Origin of the sequence: Nesterenkonia aethiopica (genome assembly GCF_039534665.1) — a bacterium.
Lineage (GTDB): Bacteria > Actinomycetota > Actinomycetes > Actinomycetales > Micrococcaceae > Nesterenkonia > Nesterenkonia aethiopica.
Map to the genome: position 1 here is coordinate 154,884 of NZ_BAAAVT010000002.1, position 20,407 is coordinate 175,290.

General features: G+C 69.3%; 18 protein-coding genes. 11 read left to right on the top strand and 7 right to left on the bottom strand.

Translation table 11 applies throughout. The annotated features are described in order from the left end of the window. Nucleotides 1-74: 74 nt before the first annotated feature. The 3 genes from msrA (at nucleotide 75) to epsC (ending at nucleotide 2,492) form a co-directional block, all read left to right on the top strand. Nucleotides 75-710, top strand: a complete 636-nt coding sequence (gene msrA, locus ABD658_RS02010) for a peptide-methionine (S)-S-oxide reductase MsrA (RefSeq protein WP_344682977.1) — start codon at nucleotides 75-77, stop codon at nucleotides 708-710. 103 nt (nucleotides 711-813) lie between these two features. Next, the gene (gene cysK / locus ABD658_RS02015) at nucleotides 814-1,749 is read left to right on the top strand and encodes a cysteine synthase A (protein WP_344682979.1); all 936 of its coding nucleotides are present in this window, start codon (nucleotides 814-816) and stop codon (nucleotides 1,747-1,749) included. A gap of 155 nt (nucleotides 1,750-1,904) precedes the next feature. Continuing rightward, nucleotides 1,905-2,492 (top strand): serine O-acetyltransferase EpsC, encoded by a 588-nt coding sequence (epsC, locus tag ABD658_RS02020; RefSeq protein ID WP_344682981.1) that lies wholly within the window; start codon nucleotides 1,905-1,907, stop codon nucleotides 2,490-2,492. Nucleotides 2,493-2,615: 123 nt separating this feature from the next. On the opposite strand, the gene ABD658_RS02025 is transcribed toward epsC, so the two are convergent. The 4 genes from ABD658_RS02025 to zapE all read right to left on the bottom strand — a co-directional run bounded on the left by ABD658_RS02025 (nucleotide 2,616) and on the right by zapE (nucleotide 8,097). After that, the gene (locus ABD658_RS02025) at nucleotides 2,616-3,851 is read right to left on the bottom strand and encodes a M14 family zinc carboxypeptidase (RefSeq protein WP_344682983.1); all 1,236 of its coding nucleotides are present in this window, start codon (nucleotides 3,849-3,851) and stop codon (nucleotides 2,616-2,618) included. Between the two features lie 229 nt (nucleotides 3,852-4,080). Then, entirely contained in the window at nucleotides 4,081-5,523 is a 1,443-nt protein-coding gene (gene gndA / locus ABD658_RS02030) for an NADP-dependent phosphogluconate dehydrogenase (RefSeq protein ID WP_344682985.1), read from the bottom strand. Nucleotides 5,524-5,795: 272 nt separating this feature from the next. Next, complete coding sequence (ppk2, locus tag ABD658_RS02035) at nucleotides 5,796-6,734, bottom strand: polyphosphate kinase 2 (RefSeq protein ID WP_085437035.1); 939 nt, start codon at nucleotides 6,732-6,734, stop codon at nucleotides 5,796-5,798. Between the two features lie 277 nt (nucleotides 6,735-7,011). Next, the gene (gene zapE, locus ABD658_RS02040; protein WP_425574452.1) at nucleotides 7,012-8,097 is read right to left on the bottom strand and encodes a cell division protein ZapE; all 1,086 of its coding nucleotides are present in this window, start codon (nucleotides 8,095-8,097) and stop codon (nucleotides 7,012-7,014) included. Nucleotides 8,098-8,226: 129 nt separating this feature from the next. Here zapE and ABD658_RS02045 point away from each other — a divergent pair, with 129 nt between their 5' ends. Beyond that, complete coding sequence (locus ABD658_RS02045) at nucleotides 8,227-9,114, top strand: sulfurtransferase (protein ID WP_070162595.1); 888 nt, start codon at nucleotides 8,227-8,229, stop codon at nucleotides 9,112-9,114. 60 nt (nucleotides 9,115-9,174) lie between these two features. Beyond that, nucleotides 9,175-9,633, top strand: coding sequence for a SufE family protein (locus ABD658_RS02050; RefSeq protein ID WP_344682991.1), 459 nt, complete (start codon nucleotides 9,175-9,177; stop codon nucleotides 9,631-9,633). On the opposite strand, the gene ABD658_RS02055 is transcribed toward ABD658_RS02050, so the two are convergent. Beyond that, nucleotides 9,605-10,996: an alpha/beta hydrolase family protein gene (locus tag ABD658_RS02055; RefSeq protein WP_344682993.1), complete on the bottom strand. Its 1,392-nt coding sequence runs from the start codon at nucleotides 10,994-10,996 to the stop codon at nucleotides 9,605-9,607. The genes ABD658_RS02050 and ABD658_RS02055 overlap by 29 nt on opposite strands. Before the next feature lie 287 nt (nucleotides 10,997-11,283). Here ABD658_RS02055 and msrB point away from each other — a divergent pair, with 287 nt between their 5' ends. The 6 genes from msrB (at nucleotide 11,284) to ABD658_RS02085 (ending at nucleotide 17,650) form a co-directional block, all read left to right on the top strand. Continuing rightward, the gene (gene msrB / locus ABD658_RS02060; protein ID WP_085437037.1) at nucleotides 11,284-11,736 is read left to right on the top strand and encodes a peptide-methionine (R)-S-oxide reductase MsrB; all 453 of its coding nucleotides are present in this window, start codon (nucleotides 11,284-11,286) and stop codon (nucleotides 11,734-11,736) included. After that, nucleotides 11,733-12,863 (top strand): threonine aldolase family protein, encoded by a 1,131-nt coding sequence (locus ABD658_RS02065; protein WP_344682996.1) that lies wholly within the window; start codon nucleotides 11,733-11,735, stop codon nucleotides 12,861-12,863. Before msrB ends, ABD658_RS02065 begins: the two co-directional genes overlap by 4 nt. A 21-nt stretch (nucleotides 12,864-12,884) precedes the next feature. Further along, nucleotides 12,885-13,568, top strand: coding sequence for a DUF3000 domain-containing protein (locus ABD658_RS02070; protein ID WP_083277812.1), 684 nt, complete (start codon nucleotides 12,885-12,887; stop codon nucleotides 13,566-13,568). 7 nt (nucleotides 13,569-13,575) lie between these two features. Further along, complete coding sequence (locus ABD658_RS02075) at nucleotides 13,576-14,805, top strand: ribonuclease D (RefSeq protein ID WP_139827543.1); 1,230 nt, start codon at nucleotides 13,576-13,578, stop codon at nucleotides 14,803-14,805. Nucleotides 14,806-14,978: 173 nt separating this feature from the next. Next, the gene (locus ABD658_RS02080; RefSeq protein ID WP_344743750.1) at nucleotides 14,979-17,144 is read left to right on the top strand and encodes a 3-hydroxyacyl-CoA dehydrogenase NAD-binding domain-containing protein; all 2,166 of its coding nucleotides are present in this window, start codon (nucleotides 14,979-14,981) and stop codon (nucleotides 17,142-17,144) included. Nucleotides 17,145-17,206: 62 nt separating this feature from the next. Further along, a complete protein-coding gene (locus tag ABD658_RS02085; protein WP_344683005.1) occupies nucleotides 17,207-17,650 on the top strand; it encodes a Rieske (2Fe-2S) protein in 444 nt (147 codons plus the stop codon). A 51-nt stretch (nucleotides 17,651-17,701) separates the two neighbouring features. Here ABD658_RS02085 and ABD658_RS02090 read toward each other — a convergent pair whose 3' ends face one another. Together ABD658_RS02090 and dxs are read right to left on the bottom strand one after the other, a co-directional pair. Next, a complete protein-coding gene (locus tag ABD658_RS02090; protein ID WP_344683007.1) occupies nucleotides 17,702-18,196 on the bottom strand; it encodes a hypothetical protein in 495 nt (164 codons plus the stop codon). Nucleotides 18,197-18,288: 92 nt separating this feature from the next. Next, nucleotides 18,289-20,289, bottom strand: a complete 2,001-nt coding sequence (gene dxs, locus ABD658_RS02095; RefSeq protein ID WP_344743706.1) for a 1-deoxy-D-xylulose-5-phosphate synthase — start codon at nucleotides 20,287-20,289, stop codon at nucleotides 18,289-18,291. Nucleotides 20,290-20,407: the final 118 nt, after the last annotated feature.

The window sequence follows — 20,407 nt, forward strand, 5'->3', positions numbered from 1 at the left end:
GGACGCACCGGGCGATGAAAGCGGTCGGCGCCGCGCCCCGGAATGACCGAAGGGCTCGGGGAGTTGTCTCAGGCATGAGCCCAGCCAGCAGGACGAACACCCCGGGGGCCGGCGAGCGGCCCCCAGGCCAGCACGATGCCCGCCCGCACGATGCCAGCCCGCACGGTCCACGCAGGTCCCGCACGGTGGTGCTGGCGGCCGGCTGCTTCTGGTGCTTGGACTCCCTGGCCCGTCGCCTCGCCGGCGTCACCGCCGTGCGCAGCGTCTACACCGGGGGCACCGGACCGGCCGAGTACATCGCCGTCTGCAACGGGACGACCGGTCATGCCGAGGCCGTCGAGATCACCTATGAGCCCGACACCCTGCCCACGGAGGTCCTCCTGGACGTCTTCTTCAGCTGCCACGACCCGACCTCCCTCAACCGCCAGGGGTACGACGTCGGCACGCAGTACCGGTCGGCGATGTTCTACGCCGACCGCACCGAGCGCGAAGAGTTCGCAGAGGCCGTGGCCCGCGTCCAGGCAGCCTACGACCGTCCGATCGTCACCACGCTGGAGCCCCTGGGGAGGGTCTTCGAGGCCGAGCCGGAGCACCAGGGCTTCCATCTGCGCCGCCCCGACGTGGGCTACTGCCGCGTGATCATCGACCCCAAGGTCTCGGCGCTGCGCCAGCGTTACGCCCCGTGGCTCCGTGACGGAGCCCTCGTCTGATCAGCAGATAGAGTCAGGATCGGGGCTGTCGTCGTCCCGCCGACGGCGTGCCGCCCTCCTGCGCGTCCGATCCCACCACCCTCACGGAAGAGGTTTCACCACCATGGCCAAGATCCTGGACAACATCACCCAGGCCGTCGGCGGCACTCCGCTGGTGCGGCTCAATCGGCTCGACGCCGACCTGCCCGGCAATGTGGCGGTCAAGCTGGAGTTCTACTCGCCGGCGCATTCCGTCAAGGATCGCATCGGCACGGCCATCGTCGACGCCGCGGAGGCCGCCGGCGTCCTGAAGCCGGGTGGGACGATCGTGGAGGGCACCTCCGGCAACACCGGGATCGCCCTGGCCATGGTCGGCGCGGCGCGGGGCTACCGGGTGGTGCTCACGATGCCGGAGACCATGTCGACTGAGCGCCGGGTCATGCTGCGGGCCTTCGGCGCCGAGATCGTGCTGACCCCCGGCGCCGACGGGATGCGCGGCGCCGTGGAGAAGGCGAAAGCCATCGTCGAGGAGACCGAGAACTCCATCTGGGCCCGTCAGTTCGCCAATGAGGCCAACCCGCAGGTCCACTACAGCACCACCGGTCAGGAGATCTGGGAGGACACCGACGGCGCCGTCGACGTCCTCGTCTCCGGCATCGGCACCGGCGGGACCATCACCGGCGCGGGACGCCGGCTCCGCGAGCACAAGCCGGGCCTCCACATCGTCGCCGTCGAGCCTGAGGACTCCCCGATCCTCTCCGGCGGGACCCCAGGGCCGCATAAGATCCAGGGCATCGGTCCGAACTTCGTCCCTGACATCCTCGACCGCGAGATCTACGACGAGGTCATCACCGCCAACCTCGACAAGGCCCTGGAGACTGCGCGCCAGCTGGGCACGCAGGAGGGGATCCTCGGGGGCATCTCCACCGGGGCCAACGTGGCCGCCGCCCTGGACGTGGCGGCTCGCGAGGAGTTCCGGGACAAGCTCATCGTCACCGTCGCCTGTGACTTCGGCGAACGTTACATCTCCACGCTCCTCTACGAGGACATCCGCGGCTGACCCATCGGCCGACGTCTGACCTGAGCCTGTCCCGCCTGAGCCCGCCCTGACCTGGGACTGCTCCACGTTCCGCGGCCAGGCCGACTGGCCGCGGACGGCACCGCGCCGATACCCTGCTGTGACCCGCCGTCGACGTCGAAAGGCACCGAACCACCTTGGGAATCATCAAGCGTCTGCGTGAGGACATCCGTTCCGCGCGCGAGCACGATCCGGCCGCCCGCAGCGACGTGGAGGTGGCCTTGGTCTACTCCGGTCTGCATGCCATCTGGTCCCACCGGGTAGCCCACCGGATGTGGCAGCACCGGCCCCTGAAGACCCCCGCCCGGGCTCTCTCCCAGGTGACCCGCAGCCTGACCGGAATCGAGATCCACCCCGGGGCCCAGATCGGTCGTCGGTTCTTCATCGACCACGGCATGGGCGTGGTGATCGGCGAGACGACCGAGATCGGCGATGACTGCATGCTCTATCAGGGCGTCACCCTCGGCGGCCGCTCGCTCGAGGCGGTGAAACGGCACCCGACCCTGCAGGACGGCGTGGTCGTCGGCGCCGGCGCCAAGGTGCTCGGGCCCGTGGAGATCGGCAGCGGCTCCGCCATAGGAGCCAACGCCGTGGTCGTGAAGTCGGCGCCGAAGAACTCCATCCTCACCGGCATCCCGGCGAAGGACCGGAAGCGCCGTGACGAGGAGCGGCAGCCCGCCGTCGACCCCGCGGAGTATGCGCTCGACCCGGCACTGTTCATCTGAGTCGCGGCGCTGCTCTTCTGAGGCGCTGACCACCTCCTGACCACCTCAGGAGCCGACACGACGGAGGCGGCGGCCCCGGTCCTCACCAGGTTCCGCCGCCTCCGTGCCGTCTGCAGGGTGGCCTCACACGTCGTCGATCGGGATCACACCGCCCCAGTCCGTGAAGTAGTACTCGACCGGCGCGTGGGGGATCTCGTCCCAGGTCTGCGGGTCCAGGTCGACGGTGTCGCCGGTGGCCAGGCCTGCGAGCCAGGACTCCACACCCAGGATGTTCTGCTGGATGAAACGGCCCCGTCCCCGTAGTCCGAGGTCGCCGTCGCGAGTGTTGCCGGAGGTCTCGAAGAAGATCGCCGCGTTCGCGTGTCCGGCAGAGTTCAGCCCCTGCCAGTCCAGTCCCAGCATCATGGCGGAGACCACGCCCCCGCGGATGTCGATCACCTGACCGCCGCCGACGTCGTACCGATCGGTGGAGATGTGGCCGCGGTGGCGCGTGTCCAGCCAGACCTGGGAGGCCATCTGACGGGTGAGCACATCGAACTCGCCGTCACGGATGTCCGGCAGCGTGGGGCCGCCCGGTGCCAAAGAGATGCCCAGCGAGAAGGTGATCGGTTCTCCCGTCTCCGGATCGCGCTTGCGCCCCTGATGGTGGATGTCCAGCGCGTAGCTGGGCCGGACCATGGTCCAGTACTCGTACCAGGCCCGGGATTCGCGCGCCAGGAAGCCCTCCAGCGTCCAGTCGCGGTTCAGATCCACCGTGAGCTCTCTGCCGTCGTCGTCGGTGCGCGGAGCGTCCGCCTCCGTGTCCCACAGCGTGGTGGTCCGGGTGTTCATCTCCGAACCGTCAGGGTTGTACATCGGGATGATGTGCAGCGTGAACTCGTCCCGCAGCAGCTCAGCAGTCTGCTGGCCGCTGCTGCCCAGCTCCTTGAGCACGGCCAGGGTGGCCTCGACGCCGTAGGGCTCGTCCCCGTGGATCCGGCCCTGGATCCAGACGTGCCGGTCCCCCTGCCCCACCTGGGCGACGTAGAGGTCACGACCCTGCTCCGAGTGGGTCTCTGCGGTCCCCACCTCGGCGAGCGTGGTGACGGTGACCCGCCCCCGGGAGGTGTGTTCGATCTTCCGCAGCTCGCGGATCATGTCGTCGTAGCTGCGGATCGCCTGTGTCGGTGTCTCCGCCTGTGAGGAGTCCCCGGGATATGCTGCGGCGGCCTGCAGGCCGATCGGCAGCAGAGCGAGGGCACCGAGGCTTGCCAAGGCCGCCCGGCGCGAGACCCGGGAGTCGCCGAGACGGGCGGACGGGGTGGATCCTGGCGTCTGACCTGGGTCAGTTGGATGCGCGAACGATGAAGTGTGAGTCATATCACGTCATCCTAGAGCATCGTTCCGCCTGCCCGGGGCCCTGCACTGCGGCTCCGGCGTCGCCGAAAAGTGCATCCCACGCCGGAGGCCCGGTCTGCGACGCCCGCCATCATGGGCGCGCCGCAGACCGGGCCTCCGTCACGTCTGACTCTGTGGGACCAGCCTCGGGCAGAAGACCTGCGACGTCGTCGGCAGGGACTGCACCGTCGGGGTCGCCGCCTGGGCCGACTCAGGCCTCGATCTCGCTCCGATCGCCGGACCAGAGGGTGTGGAAGGTCCCGTCCTTGTCCACACGCTCATAGGTGTGCGCGCCGAAGTAGTCGCGCAGCCCCTGCGTCAGAGCGGCCGGGAGACGATCGCGGCGCAGGCTGTCGTAGTAGGCCAGCGAGGAGGCGAAGACCGGAGCGGGCACGCCGTGCTGCGCGGCGGCGGCGACCACACGACGCCAGGCCGGAAGGCACTCGTTGATGGCCTCGGTGAACTCCTCGGCCAGCAGGAGGTTCTTGGGGCGATCCTCGGCGTCGGCGTCGTAGGCCTTCATGATGGTGTCCAGCAGGTCGGCCCGGATGATGCAGCCGGCGCGCCAGAGGGAGGCGATGGACTTCAGGTCAAGGTCCCATCCGTACTCCTGACCGGCGGCGACCAGCATGTCCAGACCCTGGGCATAGGCCACCAGCTTGGAGGCGTAGAGGGCCTTGCGCACGTCCTCGACGAAGTCGGAGCCGAACTCTGCCGCCGGGGCATTCTCATCGATGCCCGAGCTGAAGGCCGCGTTGGTCTCGGCCCGCAGATCACGCTGCGAGGAGATGGAGCGGGCGAACACCGACTCCGCGATCGCGGTCACCGGGGACCCGACCTCCAGCCCGGAGATGGCCGTCCAGCGGCCGGTGCCCTTCTGGCCCGCAGAGTCCACGACGACGTCGACCAGCGGACGGCCGGTCAGTTCGTCCTCCTGCTCCAGGACCTCGGAGGTGATCTCGATCAGATACGACGCCAGGTCCGTCGTGTTCCATTCCCGGAACACCTTGGCCTGTGCGGTGGGCTCGAGGCCTGCGAGGCTGCGCATCAGGTCGTAGGCCTCGCCGATGACCTGCATGTCGGCGTACTCGATGCCGTTGTGCACCATCTTCACGTAGTGGCCCGCGCCGTCGGTGCCGACCCAGGCGCAGCAGGGCTCATCGTGGTACTGGGCGGCGATCTTCTCCAGCATCGGGCCGAGCGTCTCATAGGACTCCTGGGATCCGCCGGGCATGATCGAGGGGCCGTTGAGCGCACCCTCCTCACCGCCGGAGACACCGACGCCGACGAAGTGCAGTCCCTTGGCCCGCAGCGCCTCCTCACGGCGACGCGTGTCCGGGTAGTGGGAGTTGCCGGCGTCGATGATGATGTCGCCCTCGTCCAGAAGAGGCACCAGATCCTCGATGACCGCGTCGACCGGAGCTCCGGCCTTGACCATGATGAGCACCCGCCGCGGGCGCTCCAGCGACTCGACGAGCTCGGCGAGGGTCTCGGTGCGGACGAAGCTGCCCTCGTCCCCGTGAGCCTCAAGCAGGGCATCGGTGCGGGCCACCGACCGGTTGTGCAGGGACACGGTGTAGCCGTTGCGGGCCAGGTTCCGTGCCAGGTTGGCCCCCATCACGGCCAGTCCGGTCACGCCGATATCGGCACTCATGCAGTCTCCTTATCGAGGTCTGGTGATCGATCGAGTGCATCCTAATCCCGTGACGTTTCCGGGATGGCGCAGTCTCCTCATGCCGCCTCCACCCTGTGGTGAGGCCGCGGAAGGTGCTCAGATGACACGATGCTCGCCGTCGACGGTCGACGACGACCGAGGAGGCGAGCGTGTCCACTCTATCGCCTCAAGCCCCCGAATGTGATGACCATTGCGTCCGGCGGCTGCGCAGGAGGTCTCGGGGAGACCGCCCGTGGGGTCCTGACGGGCCCTCAGTCGCCCACGGCGTCGCGGCCGCGGCGGACGATCAACGGATCGGGCTCCCCGACCACCTCGTGGTCCTTGCCCTCGTACTCGAACTGGCTGAGGAAGTAGCGCATGGCGTTGAGCCGTGCCCGCTTCTTGTCGTTGGACTTGATGGTGATCCAGGGCGCGTGGTCCGTGTCCGTCCGGCGGAACATCTCCTCCTTGGCGTCGGTGTAGGCCTCCCACCGGTCCAGCGACTCCAGGTCCATCGGGGAGAGCTTCCACTGCCGCACGGGGTCGATCTGACGGATCGCGAACCGGGTGCGCTGCTCCTTCTGGGTCACGGAGAACCAGAACTTCGTCAGGTGGATCCCTGCGTCGACGAGCATCTGCTCGAACTGCGGCGCCTGCCGCATGAAGACCTCGTACTCGTCGTCGGAGCAGAATCCCATGACCCGTTCGACTCCGGCTCGGTTGTACCAGGAGCGGTCGAACAGGACCATCTCGCCGGCAGTGGGCAGATGGTCGACGTAGCGCTGGAAGTACCACTGTCCGCGCTCCCGGTCGGACGGCTTGTTCAGGGCCACCACCCGCGCGGTCCGGGGGTTGAGGTGCTCGGTGAAGCGCTTGATGGTGCCGCCCTTGCCGGCGGCGTCCCGTCCTTCGAAGACCAGCACGTGCTTGAGCCCGTAGTCCTCGGCCCAGTACTGGAACTTCAGCAGCTCCACCTGCAGGTGGTACTTCTCCAGCTCATAGATGTCGCGCTCGAGCCGCTGCTCGTAGGGGTAGTTCTCCTGCCAGGTCTCGACCGCGTTGCCCTGCGGGTCGATGAGGTCGGGATCCGGAGTGTGACCGTCCTGGACGGTGTAGCCGCCTTCACGGAGCCGGTCGATGAACTCGCGCAGGTTCTCCCGGGGGGCCTGGTTCAGATCTCCCACGATGTCCTGCACCTGGTCTCTGATCATGCTGACGCTCCCCTCCTCTGATCCGACGGCATCCAGCCAACCAGACGCCGATGAACGCCCCGTTAACTGCCCGCGGGTGTGGCCGGATGCGGCGACGGATCCTGGGACCGGGGCTCGGCGGACGGCCGATGGTGAGGATCGAGTCTACGCCTCTCGACTGCACAACACATCCGGTGCCGCGCCGACGGCACGGCTCACGGACCGGCTTCGGGTGGTGCTGCCGCTGGTGCCGCCAGTGGTGCTGCCGAATGGGCAGGCGCTCTGAGCGGCACACCCCTCAGAGCGCCTGCTCCCCCATCTGCCCCGAGCGGGCCAGCGCCGTGAGACGCGACACGGCGCGGTGGTACTTCTTCATGTATCCCCCGGACATCATCTCCTCGGTGAAGAGCTGGTCGAAGGGCACGCCCGAGGCGATGATCTTCACATCCTGGTCGTAGAGGCGGTCCGCCAGCACCACGAAGCGCAGCGCCAGCGACTGAGCGTCGATGGTGGTGACGTCCTTGAGCACCAGGACCTCCACTCCGCTGATGAGCTGGCGGTAGCGGCTCGGATGGACCTGGGTGAGATGCGCGGTCAGCGCGTCGAAGTCGTCGACGACGATCTCCGCCTCGCGGTGATGTGCGTGGGCGAACTCCTCGAGCTGCTCGGTCGCGAGCGGGGGCGGGGCCTCCGGCAGGCCTCGATGCCGGAAGTCCTCCCCGTCGACGCGCACCACGGAGAACTGATCGGCCAGGACCTGGATCTCCCGTTGGAAGTCGGACGCGGCGAAGCGCCCCTCCCCGAGCGAGCCCGGCAGCGTGTTCGAGGTCGCGGCGAGCTTGACGCCGGCATCGGTCAGCTCGCGCATCAGTCGGGACATCAGCACCGTGTCTCCGGGGTCGTCGAGCTCGAACTCGTCGATGCAGACCAAGCTGTAGTCGGAGAGCACGTCCACCGTGCGGCGGAAGGACAGGGCACCGACGAGATTGGTGTATTCCACGAAGGTTCCGAAGGCGCGCTGTCCCGGTGAGGCGTGGTAGAGAGATGCGAGCAGATGCGTCTTGCCGACCCCGAAGCCGCCGTCGAGATAGATCCCCCCGGCGCGCTTCGTGGCGGCCGCCCGCGAGGATCTGCCGCTGAAGAGCCGAGACAGCAGGCCCCCGGAGCCCCGCGAGGACCCGACCGTTCCGGCGAATTCCCGCAGCGCCTCCACCGCCTCGGCCTGGGAGGGGTGTCCGGGGTCCGGGATGTAGGAGTCGAAGGAGACTTCGGAGAATCGGAAGGAGGGCTGCAGCCCCTCCAGGAGCTCCCCGACGCCGACCTGAGGGCTCCGGCGGCTCAGCGGTGTGGCATCAGGTGTGGCATCAGTCGGCATGAGGGCCATGCTACCCACTGGCGTGCTCCCCCGGCGCATGACGGTTCATGACGTGCGATGGGAACAGGACCGGTGCCTCGATACGCTGAACACAGGTGAAGCGACGATCGTCAGCGACCCGAGAGAGAGGCTCTGCAGATGAGCGAGAAGGACTTCAGCCAGTACGCCCACCCCGAGAAGCTCGTGTCCACGGACTGGGTGGCCGAGCACAAGGACGACGACGGCATCGTCCTCGTCGAGTCGAACGAGGACGTCCTGCTCTACGAGACGGGGCACATCCCCGGTGCCGTCAAGATCGACTGGCACACCGAGCTCAACGACCCGATCACCCGGGACTTCCTCGACGGCGAGCATTTCGCGGAGTTCGCGGCGTCGAAGGGCATCAGCCGGGACACCACCGTGGTGTTCTACGGCGACAAGTCGAACTGGTGGGCCGCCTACGCCCTCTGGGTGTTCACCCTGTTCGGGCACGAGGACGTCCGACTGATGGACGGGGGCCGACAGAAGTGGATCGCTGAAGGTCGTGACGTCACCACCGAGCGGACCGAACCGACCCGTGCCGACTATCCGGTGATCAGCCGTGACGACTCCACGTTCCGCGCGTTCCGTGAGGATGTCTTCGAGCACTTCGGCAAGCCCCTGGTCGACGTGCGCTCCCCGCTCGAGTACTCGGGTGAGCGCACCCACATGGAGGGCTACGAGGAGGAGGGCTCCCTGCGCGGTGGCCACATCCCCTCGGCCGCCTCCGTCCCGTGGGCCCGAGCCGCCGAGGAGGACGGCACCTTCAAGCCCCGCGAGGAGCTGGAGCGCATCTACCGTGAGGAGGCCGGCATCGGGGAGGCGGACGAGGTCATCGCCTACTGCCGGATCGGCGAGCGGTCCTCGCACACCTGGTTCGTCCTCCAGCACCTGCTCGGGCACCGCCACGTCCGCAACTACGACGGCTCCTGGACGGAGTGGGGCAACTCGGTCCGTCTGCCCATCGCCGTCGGCGAGGAGCCGGGCGAGGCGCCCACAGGCCGCTGAGCCGTTGAGCGGGCGGGGCGCCGGACGACGCATCCCGCCCCGCTCTCCTATCCTGGAGACATGATGACCACCACCACCGCCGGCCTTCCCGAACCGCTGGCTGAGATCGTCGAGGAGTTCCAGGCGGTCCCGGACCAGCAGAAGCTGGAGCTGCTCCTGGAGCTCTCCCGCGAGCTGCCGGACGTGCCGGAGCAGTATCAGGACCGTGCCGACACCATGGAGCAGGTGGTGGAGTGCCAGACCCCGCTGTTCCTGGCCTTCGAGTTCGACGACGAGGCCCGCACCGCGGAGATCATCTTCGCCGCCCCGCCCGAGGCCCCGACGACCCGCGGCTTCGCCTCGATCCTGCATCAGGGACTCAGCGGGCTCAGCTACGACGAGATCCTGGCAACCCCGGACGACGTCCCGACCCGGCTGGGCCTGGCGAAGGCCATCACACCGCTGCGCCTGCGTGGCATGTCAGCCATGCTCGGCCGCATCAAGCGCAATGTCACCGAGCACGTCGCGTCGTTGAGCTGAGGTGGGCCGGGGCGTCACCGGTGAACAGCTCGGCGACCCACTGCTCCACGCTGCTCTCCCAGCGCTGGGGGTCGTGGTTCCACTCCTTGACATGCCGCGCCTGGGTGAAGGGCACGAAGCTGACCTTCTCATTCCGCTCGGCAAGGTTCCGCGACGGAGCGTAGGGGACGACGTCGTCGTCGCTGCTGTGCAGGATCAGAGTCCGCACATGCAGCTGCTCGGCGCGGTCGATCCAGTTCATCGCCTTGAGATCCACCGGTGCGGCCAGTCCGGTGACCCGTCGGCCCGCGGGATGGGAGATGAACCAGCGGCCGAGCCGCCCCACCGCCTCCGGGATCCTGTTGGCCCGTGCCTGGTAGGCGAGCACGTCGATCCAGTCGACCACCGGACCGGTGAGCACCAGGCCACGGATGGCCGGGGCCAGCCGGGAGCGGTCCGCAGTCTGCAGCGCCACCGCGCCGCCCATGGACCACCCGAAGAGCAGGACGTCCTCGGCGCCCTGGTCCAGGGCGTGCTGCACGGCGGCGTCGACGTCCTCCCACTCGGTGATGCCCAGGCCATACCGCCCGTCAGGAGCGTCAGGCGCCTCGCCGTCGTTCCGGTAGGAGATGAGCAGCGAATCGATGCCGAGGCGGTCGGCGACCCCCAGGGCGCGGATGCCTTCGGTGCGGCGTCCGCCCCGTCCATGGACCATGATCGCCCACACGTTGCGGTCTCCCAGCGGACCGGTGCGCGTCCGCGGGGGCACGTGCCAGGCCGGTGCGGGCCCGCCGGGCAGGTCGATCAGCACGTCCTCGAAAGGATGACCGGCATCCGCCGGGGTCGGGTCGGGCACCGAGGTCCACCAGCCGCGCGAGACCTTGCGGAGGTCTCCGTGATAGACCTTCTCCACCCGCCGGGCGATCGTGCCGTCCCGCGGACTGAAGGAGGTGATCTCTCCGATGCGTGCGCTGGCACGGCCGCCATGGAAGTTCAGGCCGTAGGTCCCCGGCACCACGGTCTCGGGCGTGGCAGGCAGGATGACTTCGTCGCCGTCGGCTCCGCGCACCACCGCCAGGACCTCCAGGTCCTCCACGTGCTCCTTGACGGGAGTGACCACCATGCGGGCGAAATAGCCGGCCAGCCCGGAGGCGGCCCCCGCCAGGGCCATGCCTGCGGCCAGCCCCGTGCCGGCCCCGAGCGCCGAGGCCCGCACCCAGGGCGTCTTGGGCTCGGGGTTCGCGGGAGCAGCGGCCAGCGACTCACGGAGCCGCCGCAGCGGCGCCGTCAGACGCGCACTCGGGCTCCGTCGGGCAGGTGAGGCACCATCTGGCTGGTGGCCTCCGAGACCACTCGGACGACGGTCGGCGATGCGGGGTGACATGTCTGGGAGGCCTCCACAAGGTCGGTTCCGGATGGCTGGAGGGCCACGATGCCCAGGTCACAGCTTACGCGCGACGTCCTGCGGCGGCATCCAGGGAAGCGGCGGAGCCCGGTGCGCGTTGCACCGTCTGAGGAGCGCGACGCTCTTTGCCGCCGTGCCCTGCTCGTCCGGGTGGGCGATGCGGGCCACTGTGGGCCTCAGACCGCGTGCCGCCGTCGATGCGATGATCGTGATGCGGCGGACGTGGTGCGACGAACGTGATGCGACGAACGTGATGGGATGGAGCCATGAGCACTGACCAGACTGACCCCGATGCCCGCCCGCCAGGAACCGCGCCTGACTTCGCCTCTCTGTCCGACGCCCAATGGCGCGACCGTCTGACCCCCGAGGAGTACTACGTGCTCCGCCAGGGCGGCACCGAGCGGCCCTTCACCGGGGACCATGGGGCTACCACCCAGGCCGGGGTGTATCTCTGCCGCGCCTGCGGCGCGGAGCTGTTCACCTCCCAGACCAAGTTCGACTCCCGCTGCGGCTGGCCCAGCTTCTACGAGCCCGCGACGGGAGCGAACGTCCGGCACCTGCGCGACACGTCGCTGGGGATGGAACGTGTGGAGGTCCGGTGCGGCTCTTGCGACTCCCACCTGGGACACGTGTTCTCCGGCGAGGGCTTCGACACTCCCACCGACCAGCGATACTGCATCAACTCCGTCTCGATGCGCTTCGAGGAGGCCGACGAGTGACCAGCACTGATGAGATCATGCCCGGTCTCCAGACCCTCGACGGACCCGTCGGCCCCGATGCCCCGGCGACTCCCGACCCGACCTTCGCCTCCGACAACACCGCGGGAGTCTCGCCGGAGGTGCTGGAGGCCATCGCCCGGGCCAACGGCGGCGCCGCGGTGCCCTACGGCGACGACCCCGTCACCGCCCGCCTGGAGCAGGTCGTCAGGGACCAGTTCGGTCCGTCCGCAGAGATCTTCCCGGTGTTCAACGGCACCGGTGCCAACGTCGTCTCGCTGCAGGCCCTCCTCCCGCGCTGGGGCGCGGCGATCTGCGCGCGCCAGGCTCACGTGAACACTGACGAAGGTGCCGCACCGGAGCGGCTCGGCGCACTGAAGCTGCTGGCCCGTCCCACACCGGAGGGGAAGCTGACGCCCGCCGACGTCGAGGCTGAGCTCGGAGCCCAGGGCTTCGTCCACGCCGCGCAGCCCCTGGCGGTCACCCTGACCCAGTCCACCGAGCTGGGGAGCCTCTATTCGCCCGCCGAGATCGCGGCGGTGGCGGACCGCGCCCACGCGGCGGGACTCGGGGTCCATATGGACGGCGCCCGCCTCGCCAACGCCGCCGCCGCCCTCGGCGTCTCCCTGCGCGAGGTGACCATCGACGTCGGCGTCGACGTGCTGAGCCTGGGCGGGACCAAGAACGGTGCGCTGGCCGCGGAGGCCGTCGTCGTGCTGGACCCGACCAGAGTCCGCGGCACCGACTACATCCGCAAGTACTCGATGCAGCTGGCCAGCAAGCAGCGCTTCGTCTCCGCCCAGCTGCTGGAGCTCTTCGGCACCGACCTGTGGCGCAGCAACGCCGAGCACGCCAATGCGCAGGCCCGTCTGCTCGGCGAACGCCTCGCGACGCTCGAGGGCATCGACCTCCCCGCGCCGGCGCAGGTGAACGCCGTCTTTCCCAAGATGCCGGCGACGGTGGTGGAGGAGCTGCAGTCCCGGTATCTCTTCCATGTGTGGGACACCGCGCCGGACGGCGACCCCGTCGTCCGTCTGATGTGCTCCTTCCAGACCACCGAGGCGCAGATCGATGAGTTCGTGGACCATGCGCGGGCCGCGCTCACGGCGCGCCTGCCCGATGCTCGCTGATCCTGTTCATAGGCTGGACGCGTGACAGCACTCGGCCCAGCCGGATCTGCCGCAGGACGTGGTCCCGGCCCGCAGATCTCCACCCCCGGCATCGACGACCTCCCGGAGTCGTTCCGTTCCGCCCTGGGAGAGCTGCGGCGTGCCCGTCCCCGCACCGAGGCGCAGGTGGACGAGATCCCTGCCCCGGTCAAGCTGGCCCCGTACGCGGTGGCGCTGCGCGCCGAGGTCCTGGACCCCGGCGCGCGGACCCCGCTCCACGGACCGGCTCGGCTCCGCCCAGCACCCGAGGATGCTGAGCTGCTCGCCACCGGCCGCTTCATCCTGCTCCACGACCCGCAGGGCCAGGAGACCTGGGGCGGGACGTTCCGTGTGGTGATCTACATCCGCGCCGAGCTGGACGCGGACATGGGCAACGACCCCCTGCTCGCCGAAGTCGCCTGGACCTGGCTGAGCGACTCGCTGGATCAGTGCGGTGTCGAGCACAGCCACGCCGGCGGCACCGCCACACGCATCCTGTCCGAATCCTTCGGCAGCCTCGAAGATCGTCAGGCGAGCAACACCGTCGAACTCCGGGCCTCCTGGACGCCCAGCGGGCCTCGGCTGGGCCGACACCTGGAGGCCTGGGCGGATATGGTCTGCAGCTTCGCCGGTCTGCCTCCCCTGCCCGACGGCGTGGTGGCCCTGCCGCATGTCAGGAGGATCTGACCACTCTATGGAGGACCAGGACGAGCACCTTCCCCCTCTGCTCACCGAGCCCGCCGACGGCGTACCGTTCGTCATCGACACCGCACGTGGACTGCAGCGGTGCGCCGAGGCGCTGGCTGCCGGCCACGGCCCCGTGGCGGTCGACGCAGAGCGTGCCTCGGGTTTCCGCTACGGCCAGAGAGCGTTCCTCGTGCAGCTCAAGCGCGAGGGATCCGGGCTCTGGCTCATCGACCCGGAGCCCTTCGACACACTCGTCCCGCTGCAGCGGGCATTGGGCGGTGCCGAGTGGATCCTGCACGCCGCCTCCCAGGACCTGCCCTGCCTGGCCGAGCTGGGCATGCACCCCCATGCGCTCTTCGACACCGAGCTGGCCGCCCGGTTGGCCGGCCTGCCGCGTGTGGGGCTCGGCGCCGTGGTGGAATCCCTGCTGGGGGTCCGGCTGGCGAAGGAGCACTCGGCGGCCGACTGGTCTCGCCGCCCGCTGCCGCAGGACTGGCTCCGCTACGCCGCACTGGACGTCGAGCTGCTGATCGAACTGCGGGAGAAACTCAGCTCCCTGCTGGAGGAGCAGGGCAAGTCCGACTGGGCTGCCCAGGAGTTCGAGCATGCCCGCACCCATCGGCCCCCGACGGTGCCGCGCCATGATCGCTGGCGCCGCACCTCGGGGATCAACCGGCTCAAGAGTCGACGCGGGCTCGCGGTGCTGCGCGAGCTCTGGCGCGCTCGAGAGCACCTGGCGGAGCAGAAGGACGTCTCTCCGGGGCACATCCTGCCCGACTCGGCCCTGGTGGCCGCAGCCCTGGAATCTCCCACCACCGTCCCCCAGCTGCTCGCGGTACCGGGTTTCCACGGGCGGGCGGCCAAGCGGGAGGCTCCGCGGTGGCTGCGCGCCGTGAGGGCCGGCGCCACGTCCCAAGACCTTCCGGATCTGCAGCGCCGCACCGGTGGCCCGCCCCCTCCACGCTCGTGGAAGGAGCGCCACCCGTTGGCATTCCGCCGATACCGCACCGCCAGGGAACGTCTGACGTTCCTCGCCGAACGCCTGGAGATCATGCCGGAGACTCTGCTGACCCCGGCTGTCCTGAAGCAGCTGTGCTGGGATCCCCCGGCCCAGATCGACCTGGACTCGATCGCGGCGGCCCTCACCGCGCTGGGCGCCCGGCCCTGGCAGGTCGACCAGACGGCCGCGGTGGTCACCGTGGCGCTGCTGGACCCCGATCCTCTCAGCGACCTCTGATCACCCTCGGCAGCCTCCACCTGTTGCCCGCGCCTTACTCCACAGCAGGCGAGCCATGCCTGCACACGCTGCGGCGTCGTCGGCACGGGGCCGCGCTGGCCTCTGGAGCTACTCGCCGGTAGCATGTGATGCGGAACGCATTCTTCCCTGACGACGACGCTGTGGAGGCACCCATGAACGCGCAGTCCGCACACTCCCACTCCCCCGCCGGCACCATCACCGCCGCGCAGACCGACTTCTCCGGCTATGCCGAGCTCGCCGAGGCCTTCGCGGACGAGGTCCGCACGCACAGCCGGGTCGAGGACGTCACCCTGCCCGGCGGCGGCACGCTGGCGCTGATCCGACTGGACAACGACGACGCCCGGCGGCCGACCACGCTCGGACCCAACTCCCTGATCGAGTTCGGCGAGGCCGTGGCCTCGCAGCTGCCACGTGCAGAATCCGCAGAGATCGCCGGGCTGGCGCTGATCGGCAAGCCAGGCTACCTGGTGGCCGGGGCGGACCTGGGCGCGGTCAATACGATCGAGTCCACCGAGCTGGCACGCCAGATGGCGGAGCTGGGCCACCAGGCCTACAACCTGCTCGAAGACTTCCCCGTACCGACCTTCGCCTTCATCAACGGCACCGCCCTCGGCGGCGGGCTGGAGATCGCGCTGGCCGCTCAGTGGCGCACCGTCTCCACCGACGCCAAGGCCCTGTCCCTGCCCGAGGCATTCCTGGGGCTCATCCCCGGCTGGGGCGGGGTGTATCGACTGCCGCGCCTGATCGGTCCGGAGGCCGCCGCCCAGGTCATCTTCTCGAACGCCCTGGCGAACAATCGCACGCTCAAGGGTGCGGCGGCCTATGAGCTGGGCATCGCCGACGCCCTCTTCGCCGCCGACGCATTCGAGCAGGCGTCCGTGGAGTTCGCCGCGCGGATCATCGCCAGAGATGACGACACCCTCGCCGGCGTCCGGTCCCATCGGGATCGGGACACCAGCGACGCCGCCTGGCAGCGGGGCATCGAGGCCGCCCGCCGTGCCGTGGCGGCCAAGACCGGCGACTCTGCTCCTGCGCCGCAGAAGGCTCTGGAGGTGTTCATCGCCGGCAAGGACCGCGATCGCGACCAAGACCGTGTCGCCGAGTGCGATGCCCTAGCCGAGCTGATGGTCACCGATGAGTTCGCCAACACCGTCTACGCGTTCCTGGAGCTGATCCAGAAGCGGGCCAAGCGCCCCGCCGGCGTGCCGGAGGTCCCACCGCGTCAGATCAGCAAGGTGGGGATCGTGGGCGCCGGCCTGATGGCCTCCCAGCTGGCGATGGTCTTCGCCCAGCACCTGCAGGTCCCGGTGGTCATGACCGACATCGACGAGACCCGGGTGGCCAAGGGCTTGGACTTCATCTCCTCCCAGGTGGAGAAGCTGCAGGGCAAGGGGAAGATCAGCGCCGAGCAGGCAGCCGGCCTGAGGGGCCTGGTGACCGGATCCACCGACAAGTCGGTCTACGCGGACGCGGACTTCGTCATCGAGGCGGTCTTCGAGGAGATCGGTGTCAAGAAGCAGGTCTTCGCCGAGCTCGAGGAGATCGTGCCGGCCGGGACGATCCTGGCCACCAACACGTCCTCGCTGTCGGTCACGGAGATGGCCGCCGACCTGAGGCACCCCGAGAGGGTCATCGGGTTCCACTTCTTCAACCCAGTGGCGGTGATGCCGCTGATCGAGATCGCCCGCACCCCGGAGACCACGGACGAACCGATCGCGACCGCCTTCGCGCTGGCCGCGGCACTGCGCAAGACGCCGGTCCTGACCTCCGACTCGGCGGCCTTCGTGGTCAACCGTGTCCTGCTGCGCCTGATGGCCGAGGTGCAGAAGGCCTTCGACGAGGGCACCGACGCTGCTACCGCGGACCAGGCCCTGCGGCCCATCGGACTGCCGATGACGCCTTTCACCCTGCTGGCGATGGTCGGCATCCCGGTGGCTCAGCACGTCACCGAGTCCCTCCACGCGGCGTTCGGCGAGAGGTTCCACGTCTCGGCCAACCTGCAGCGCCTCATCGAGGCCGGCGTCACGGAGATCTGGAGCACCGACGAGGACGGCCGCGCCTTCATCAAGGAGCAGACCCTGGCGCTGATGGAGTTCGGCGAGACGCCGCGCAGCGGTGAGCAGCTGCTCACCGACGTCCAGGACGCCTTGGCCGAAGAGATCGGTCTGATGCTCTCCGAGGGCGTGGTGAGCTCCCCGAAGGACATCGACCTGTGCATGATCCTCGGCGCCGGCTGGCCCATGCACCGCGGCGGCATCACCCCCTACCTGGACCAGGTGGGGGCCAGCGAGCGGGTCAACGGGCGCACGTTCCACTGACGGGATCCCCGACGGCCCGGCGGATGCAGGACGGACCTTCGGCGCCCGATAGACTCGGGCGCATGAATGAGCTGTGCTGCGCCCGCCGGGCCTTCCTCCGCACCACCGCCGCCGGTGCTGCGGGAGTCGCGGGGCTCTCGTTGGCCGCCTGCGGCAACACCTCCGACGACGGTGCCGAACCCGGAGCGGAGGCCACACATGCCGGCGAGTCCTGGGAGACCGTGCTGGCCGCCGAGGAGCTCCCGGTGGGCACCTCGGTCGCGGCCAGTGCAGGCGAGCATGAGCTGCTTCTGCACCGTGCCGGTGAGGACGAGGTCCACGCCTTCACGTCAGTGTGCACCCACCAGGGCTGCACCGTGGAGCCCGAGGACGAGCAGTTCAGCTGTCCCTGCCACGGATCGGTGTTCGCCGTGGACTCCGGGGAGCCCACCTCCGGACCGGCGGACCGTCCTCTGACCCGCTTCGAGGCGGAGATCAGCGACGGAGAGGTCCGCGTGCTCGTGTGAGCGGTCGCCCCGCCCGCCCCGCGACGGGTGAGGCCCGCTCTGCCTGTGGGCTCAGCCCACGCGGATGCGGACCTTCGAGGCAGGGACGTCGGTGGCGCGCAGGGCGCCGCGCACGGCCTCCCCGGCCTTCCGGCGGTGCACCGTGCGGGCCCTCATGACCAGCGCCGCGCCGTCGTCGTGCTCTTCGATCTCCGGGTCGCTCAGGGCGCCGAGCCCCCGCCAGGCGAGCCCCGTGAGCACTGCCGTGTGGACGGTCTCGGCGTTCCGCCGCTCCGACGCCGAGGGCTCCGAGGCCTTCAGCGGCACAGCGACGACCAGTTCGACGGTCTGCAGCTGCCCGATCTCCCGGTAACCGTCCGCCTCGCATTGGGCTGCGAAACCCTCCAGCAGAGCCTCCGCCTCGTCTGCCTGCGCCTTCTCCGCCGCGAGCTTCCCATTGGCGCCCACCGCGCCGTAGTGCACCACAAACTCTCCGGCCGCCTCGTCGTACCAAGCCTCCCGGTACTCCCAGGCGGCTTCCGAGTTCTGACGGAACAGACTGATCATGAGGTCTCCAGACGGTCGGGCCGCAGGGCAGGGCCCCGGCGGTCATGAGGTCGCCGGTCCGGTGAGGACCGACAGGGTGAACGGGTCGACGCTCAGGCGTCGCGGCTCTGGGGGAAGCTCGGGATCTCGCCGGTGGGCAGATCCTCCCCGGGCAGCGGACGTGCGAAGGGCACCTTCGTGCCCAACACCTGGGCCACGGTGTCCTGAGCCACCTGGGTGGAGGTCACACCCACGCGGTCCAGAACCTCTGCCCGCGAGCCGTGGGAGAGGAACTCCACGGGAAGTCCCACCTCGTTGAGTGCCGTGTCCACACCGGCCTCACGCATGGTCTGCCGGATCCGGGACCCGACTCCCCCGGCTTTCACACCGTCCTCCACGCAGACGACGATCCGGTGCCGCGCCGCCAGAGAGACGACGGATTCCGGGACCGGGAGCACCCAGCGGGGGTCCACGACGGTGGAGGTGATGCCCTGATCGGCCAGCCGACGCGCCACGTCGAGGGACAGCTCCCCCATCGTGCCGACGGAGACGATGAGCACGTCATTGCTGTAGGCTCCGTCTTCGTTGCGCTGACCATGGAGGACCTCCACTCCGTCCTCGAGCCTCTCCAGCCCATCGATCTCACCGTTGACGGACCCTTTGGAGAAGCGGACCACCGTGGGAGCGTCGTCCACGGCCACCGCCTCGCGCAGCTCCTCCCGCAGCCGGGTGGAGTCCCGCGGCGCGGCGATCCGCATGCCGGGCACGATCTGCAGCAGGGACAGATCCCACACGCCGTGATGGCTGGGTCCGTCCGGACCGGTCACGCCGGCCCGATCCAGCACCAGCGTCACCCCGGCGCGGTGCAGCGCGACATCCATGAGCAGCTGGTCGAATGCCCGATTGAGGAACGTCGCATAGAGCGCCACCACTGGGTGCAGCCCGCCATAGGCCAGCCCGGCGGCAGAGGCGACGGCATGCTGCTCGGCGATGCCGACGTCGAAGACGCGATCCGGGTGCTTCTCCGCGAAGCTGCGCAGGCCTACGGGGATCATCATCGCCCCGGTCAGCGCCACCACGTCCGGTCGCTCATCAGCGATGGCCGTGATCTCCTCTTCGAACACGGAGGTCCAGGAGCGCGCCGAACCCCGGGACACCGGCTCGCCGGTCTCGGGGTCGATCACGCCGACCGCGTGGAACTGGTCGTTCTCATCCGCGCGGGCCGGGGCGTAGCCGCGACCCTTCTCCGTGAGCGCGTGGACGATCACCGGACCGCCGTAGTTCTTGGCGTCCTGCAGCGCCTCCTCCATGGAGCGCTGATCATGCCCGTCCACCGGTCCGATGTACTTCATGCCCAGGTCCTCGAAGAGCCCCTGCGGCGCCCAGAAGTCCTTCGCGCCCTTCTTCGCGGCATGCAGGCTTCGGTAGACCATCTTGCTGACCGGTCCGCCGTGCTGAAGGCGCTGCTTGGTGCCGTCCATCGCCTTCTCATACACACGGTGCGTGCGCAGCTTGTCCAGGAATCCCCTCCGCAGGCGATCCAGCTGATCGGCCAGCCCTCCCACCGTGGGGGCATACGAGCGGCCGTTGTCGTTGACGACGATCACCACACGACGGTCCTTGTCCGCGGCGATGTTGTTCAGCGCTTCCCAGGCCATCCCACCGGTCAGGGCGCCGTCGCCGATGACTGCGACCACGAAACGGTCGTCCTCGCCGCTGAGCACGCGTGCCTTGGAGATGCCGTCGGCCCATGACAACGAGGAGGAGGCGTGGGAGGACTCGACGATGTCATGGATGGACTCGGCGCGCTCCGGGTAGCCGGCCAGGCCGCCCTGCTTGCGCAGGGTGGAGAAGTCCTGACGGCCCGTGACCAGCTTGTGGATGTAGGACTGGTGCCCGGTGTCGAAGATCACTGAGTCGCGCGGCGAGTCGAAGACCCGGTGGATCGCCAGGGTGAGTTCCACCACGCCGAGGTTGGGGCCCAGGTGTCCCCCGGTGCGGGACACGTTGTCGATGAGGAACTGGCGGATCTCCGCGGCCAGCCGCTCCAGCTGCTCGTCCGTCAGCCGGGACAGGTCCTGGGGAGACCGGATGGTCTCCAGAATGGTCTTCACTGGCGCGATCCCTCCCATGCGATCAGGCTCTCTGCGATTCTACCGCCCGGTCGGCATCAGGATGCACCCGAGCACGACGACGGCGGGCGGTCCGGAGTCTCCTCCGTCCCGCCCGCCG

Bases quoted from the DNA above. Each gene is read 5' to 3' on its own strand.
- zapE (WP_425574452.1), bottom strand. From the start codon at position 8,097: ATGGCCCTCATGCCGACTGATGCCACACCTGATGCCACACCGCTGAGC.
- ABD658_RS02050 (WP_344682991.1), top strand. From the start codon at position 9,175: ATGATGACCACCACCACCGCCGGCCTTCCCGAACCGCTGGCTGAGATC.
- ABD658_RS02080 (WP_344743750.1), top strand. From the start codon at position 14,979: ATGAACGCGCAGTCCGCACACTCCCACTCCCCCGCCGGCACCATCACC.
- gndA (WP_344682985.1), bottom strand. From the start codon at position 5,523: ATGAGTGCCGATATCGGCGTGACCGGACTGGCCGTGATGGGGGCCAAC.
- ABD658_RS02045 (WP_070162595.1), top strand. From the start codon at position 8,227: ATGAGCGAGAAGGACTTCAGCCAGTACGCCCACCCCGAGAAGCTCGTG.
- ABD658_RS02075 (WP_139827543.1), top strand. From the start codon at position 13,576: ATGGAGGACCAGGACGAGCACCTTCCCCCTCTGCTCACCGAGCCCGCC.
- ABD658_RS02090 (WP_344683007.1), bottom strand. From the start codon at position 18,196: ATGATCAGTCTGTTCCGTCAGAACTCGGAAGCCGCCTGGGAGTACCGG.
- ABD658_RS02055 (WP_344682993.1), bottom strand. From the start codon at position 10,996: ATGTCACCCCGCATCGCCGACCGTCGTCCGAGTGGTCTCGGAGGCCAC.
- cysK (WP_344682979.1), top strand. From the start codon at position 814: ATGGCCAAGATCCTGGACAACATCACCCAGGCCGTCGGCGGCACTCCG.
- ABD658_RS02085 (WP_344683005.1), top strand. From the start codon at position 17,207: ATGAATGAGCTGTGCTGCGCCCGCCGGGCCTTCCTCCGCACCACCGCC.
- msrB (WP_085437037.1), top strand. From the start codon at position 11,284: ATGAGCACTGACCAGACTGACCCCGATGCCCGCCCGCCAGGAACCGCG.
- msrA (WP_344682977.1), top strand. From the start codon at position 75: ATGAGCCCAGCCAGCAGGACGAACACCCCGGGGGCCGGCGAGCGGCCC.
- ppk2 (WP_085437035.1), bottom strand. From the start codon at position 6,734: ATGATCAGAGACCAGGTGCAGGACATCGTGGGAGATCTGAACCAGGCC.
- ABD658_RS02025 (WP_344682983.1), bottom strand. From the start codon at position 3,851: ATGACTCACACTTCATCGTTCGCGCATCCAACTGACCCAGGTCAGACG.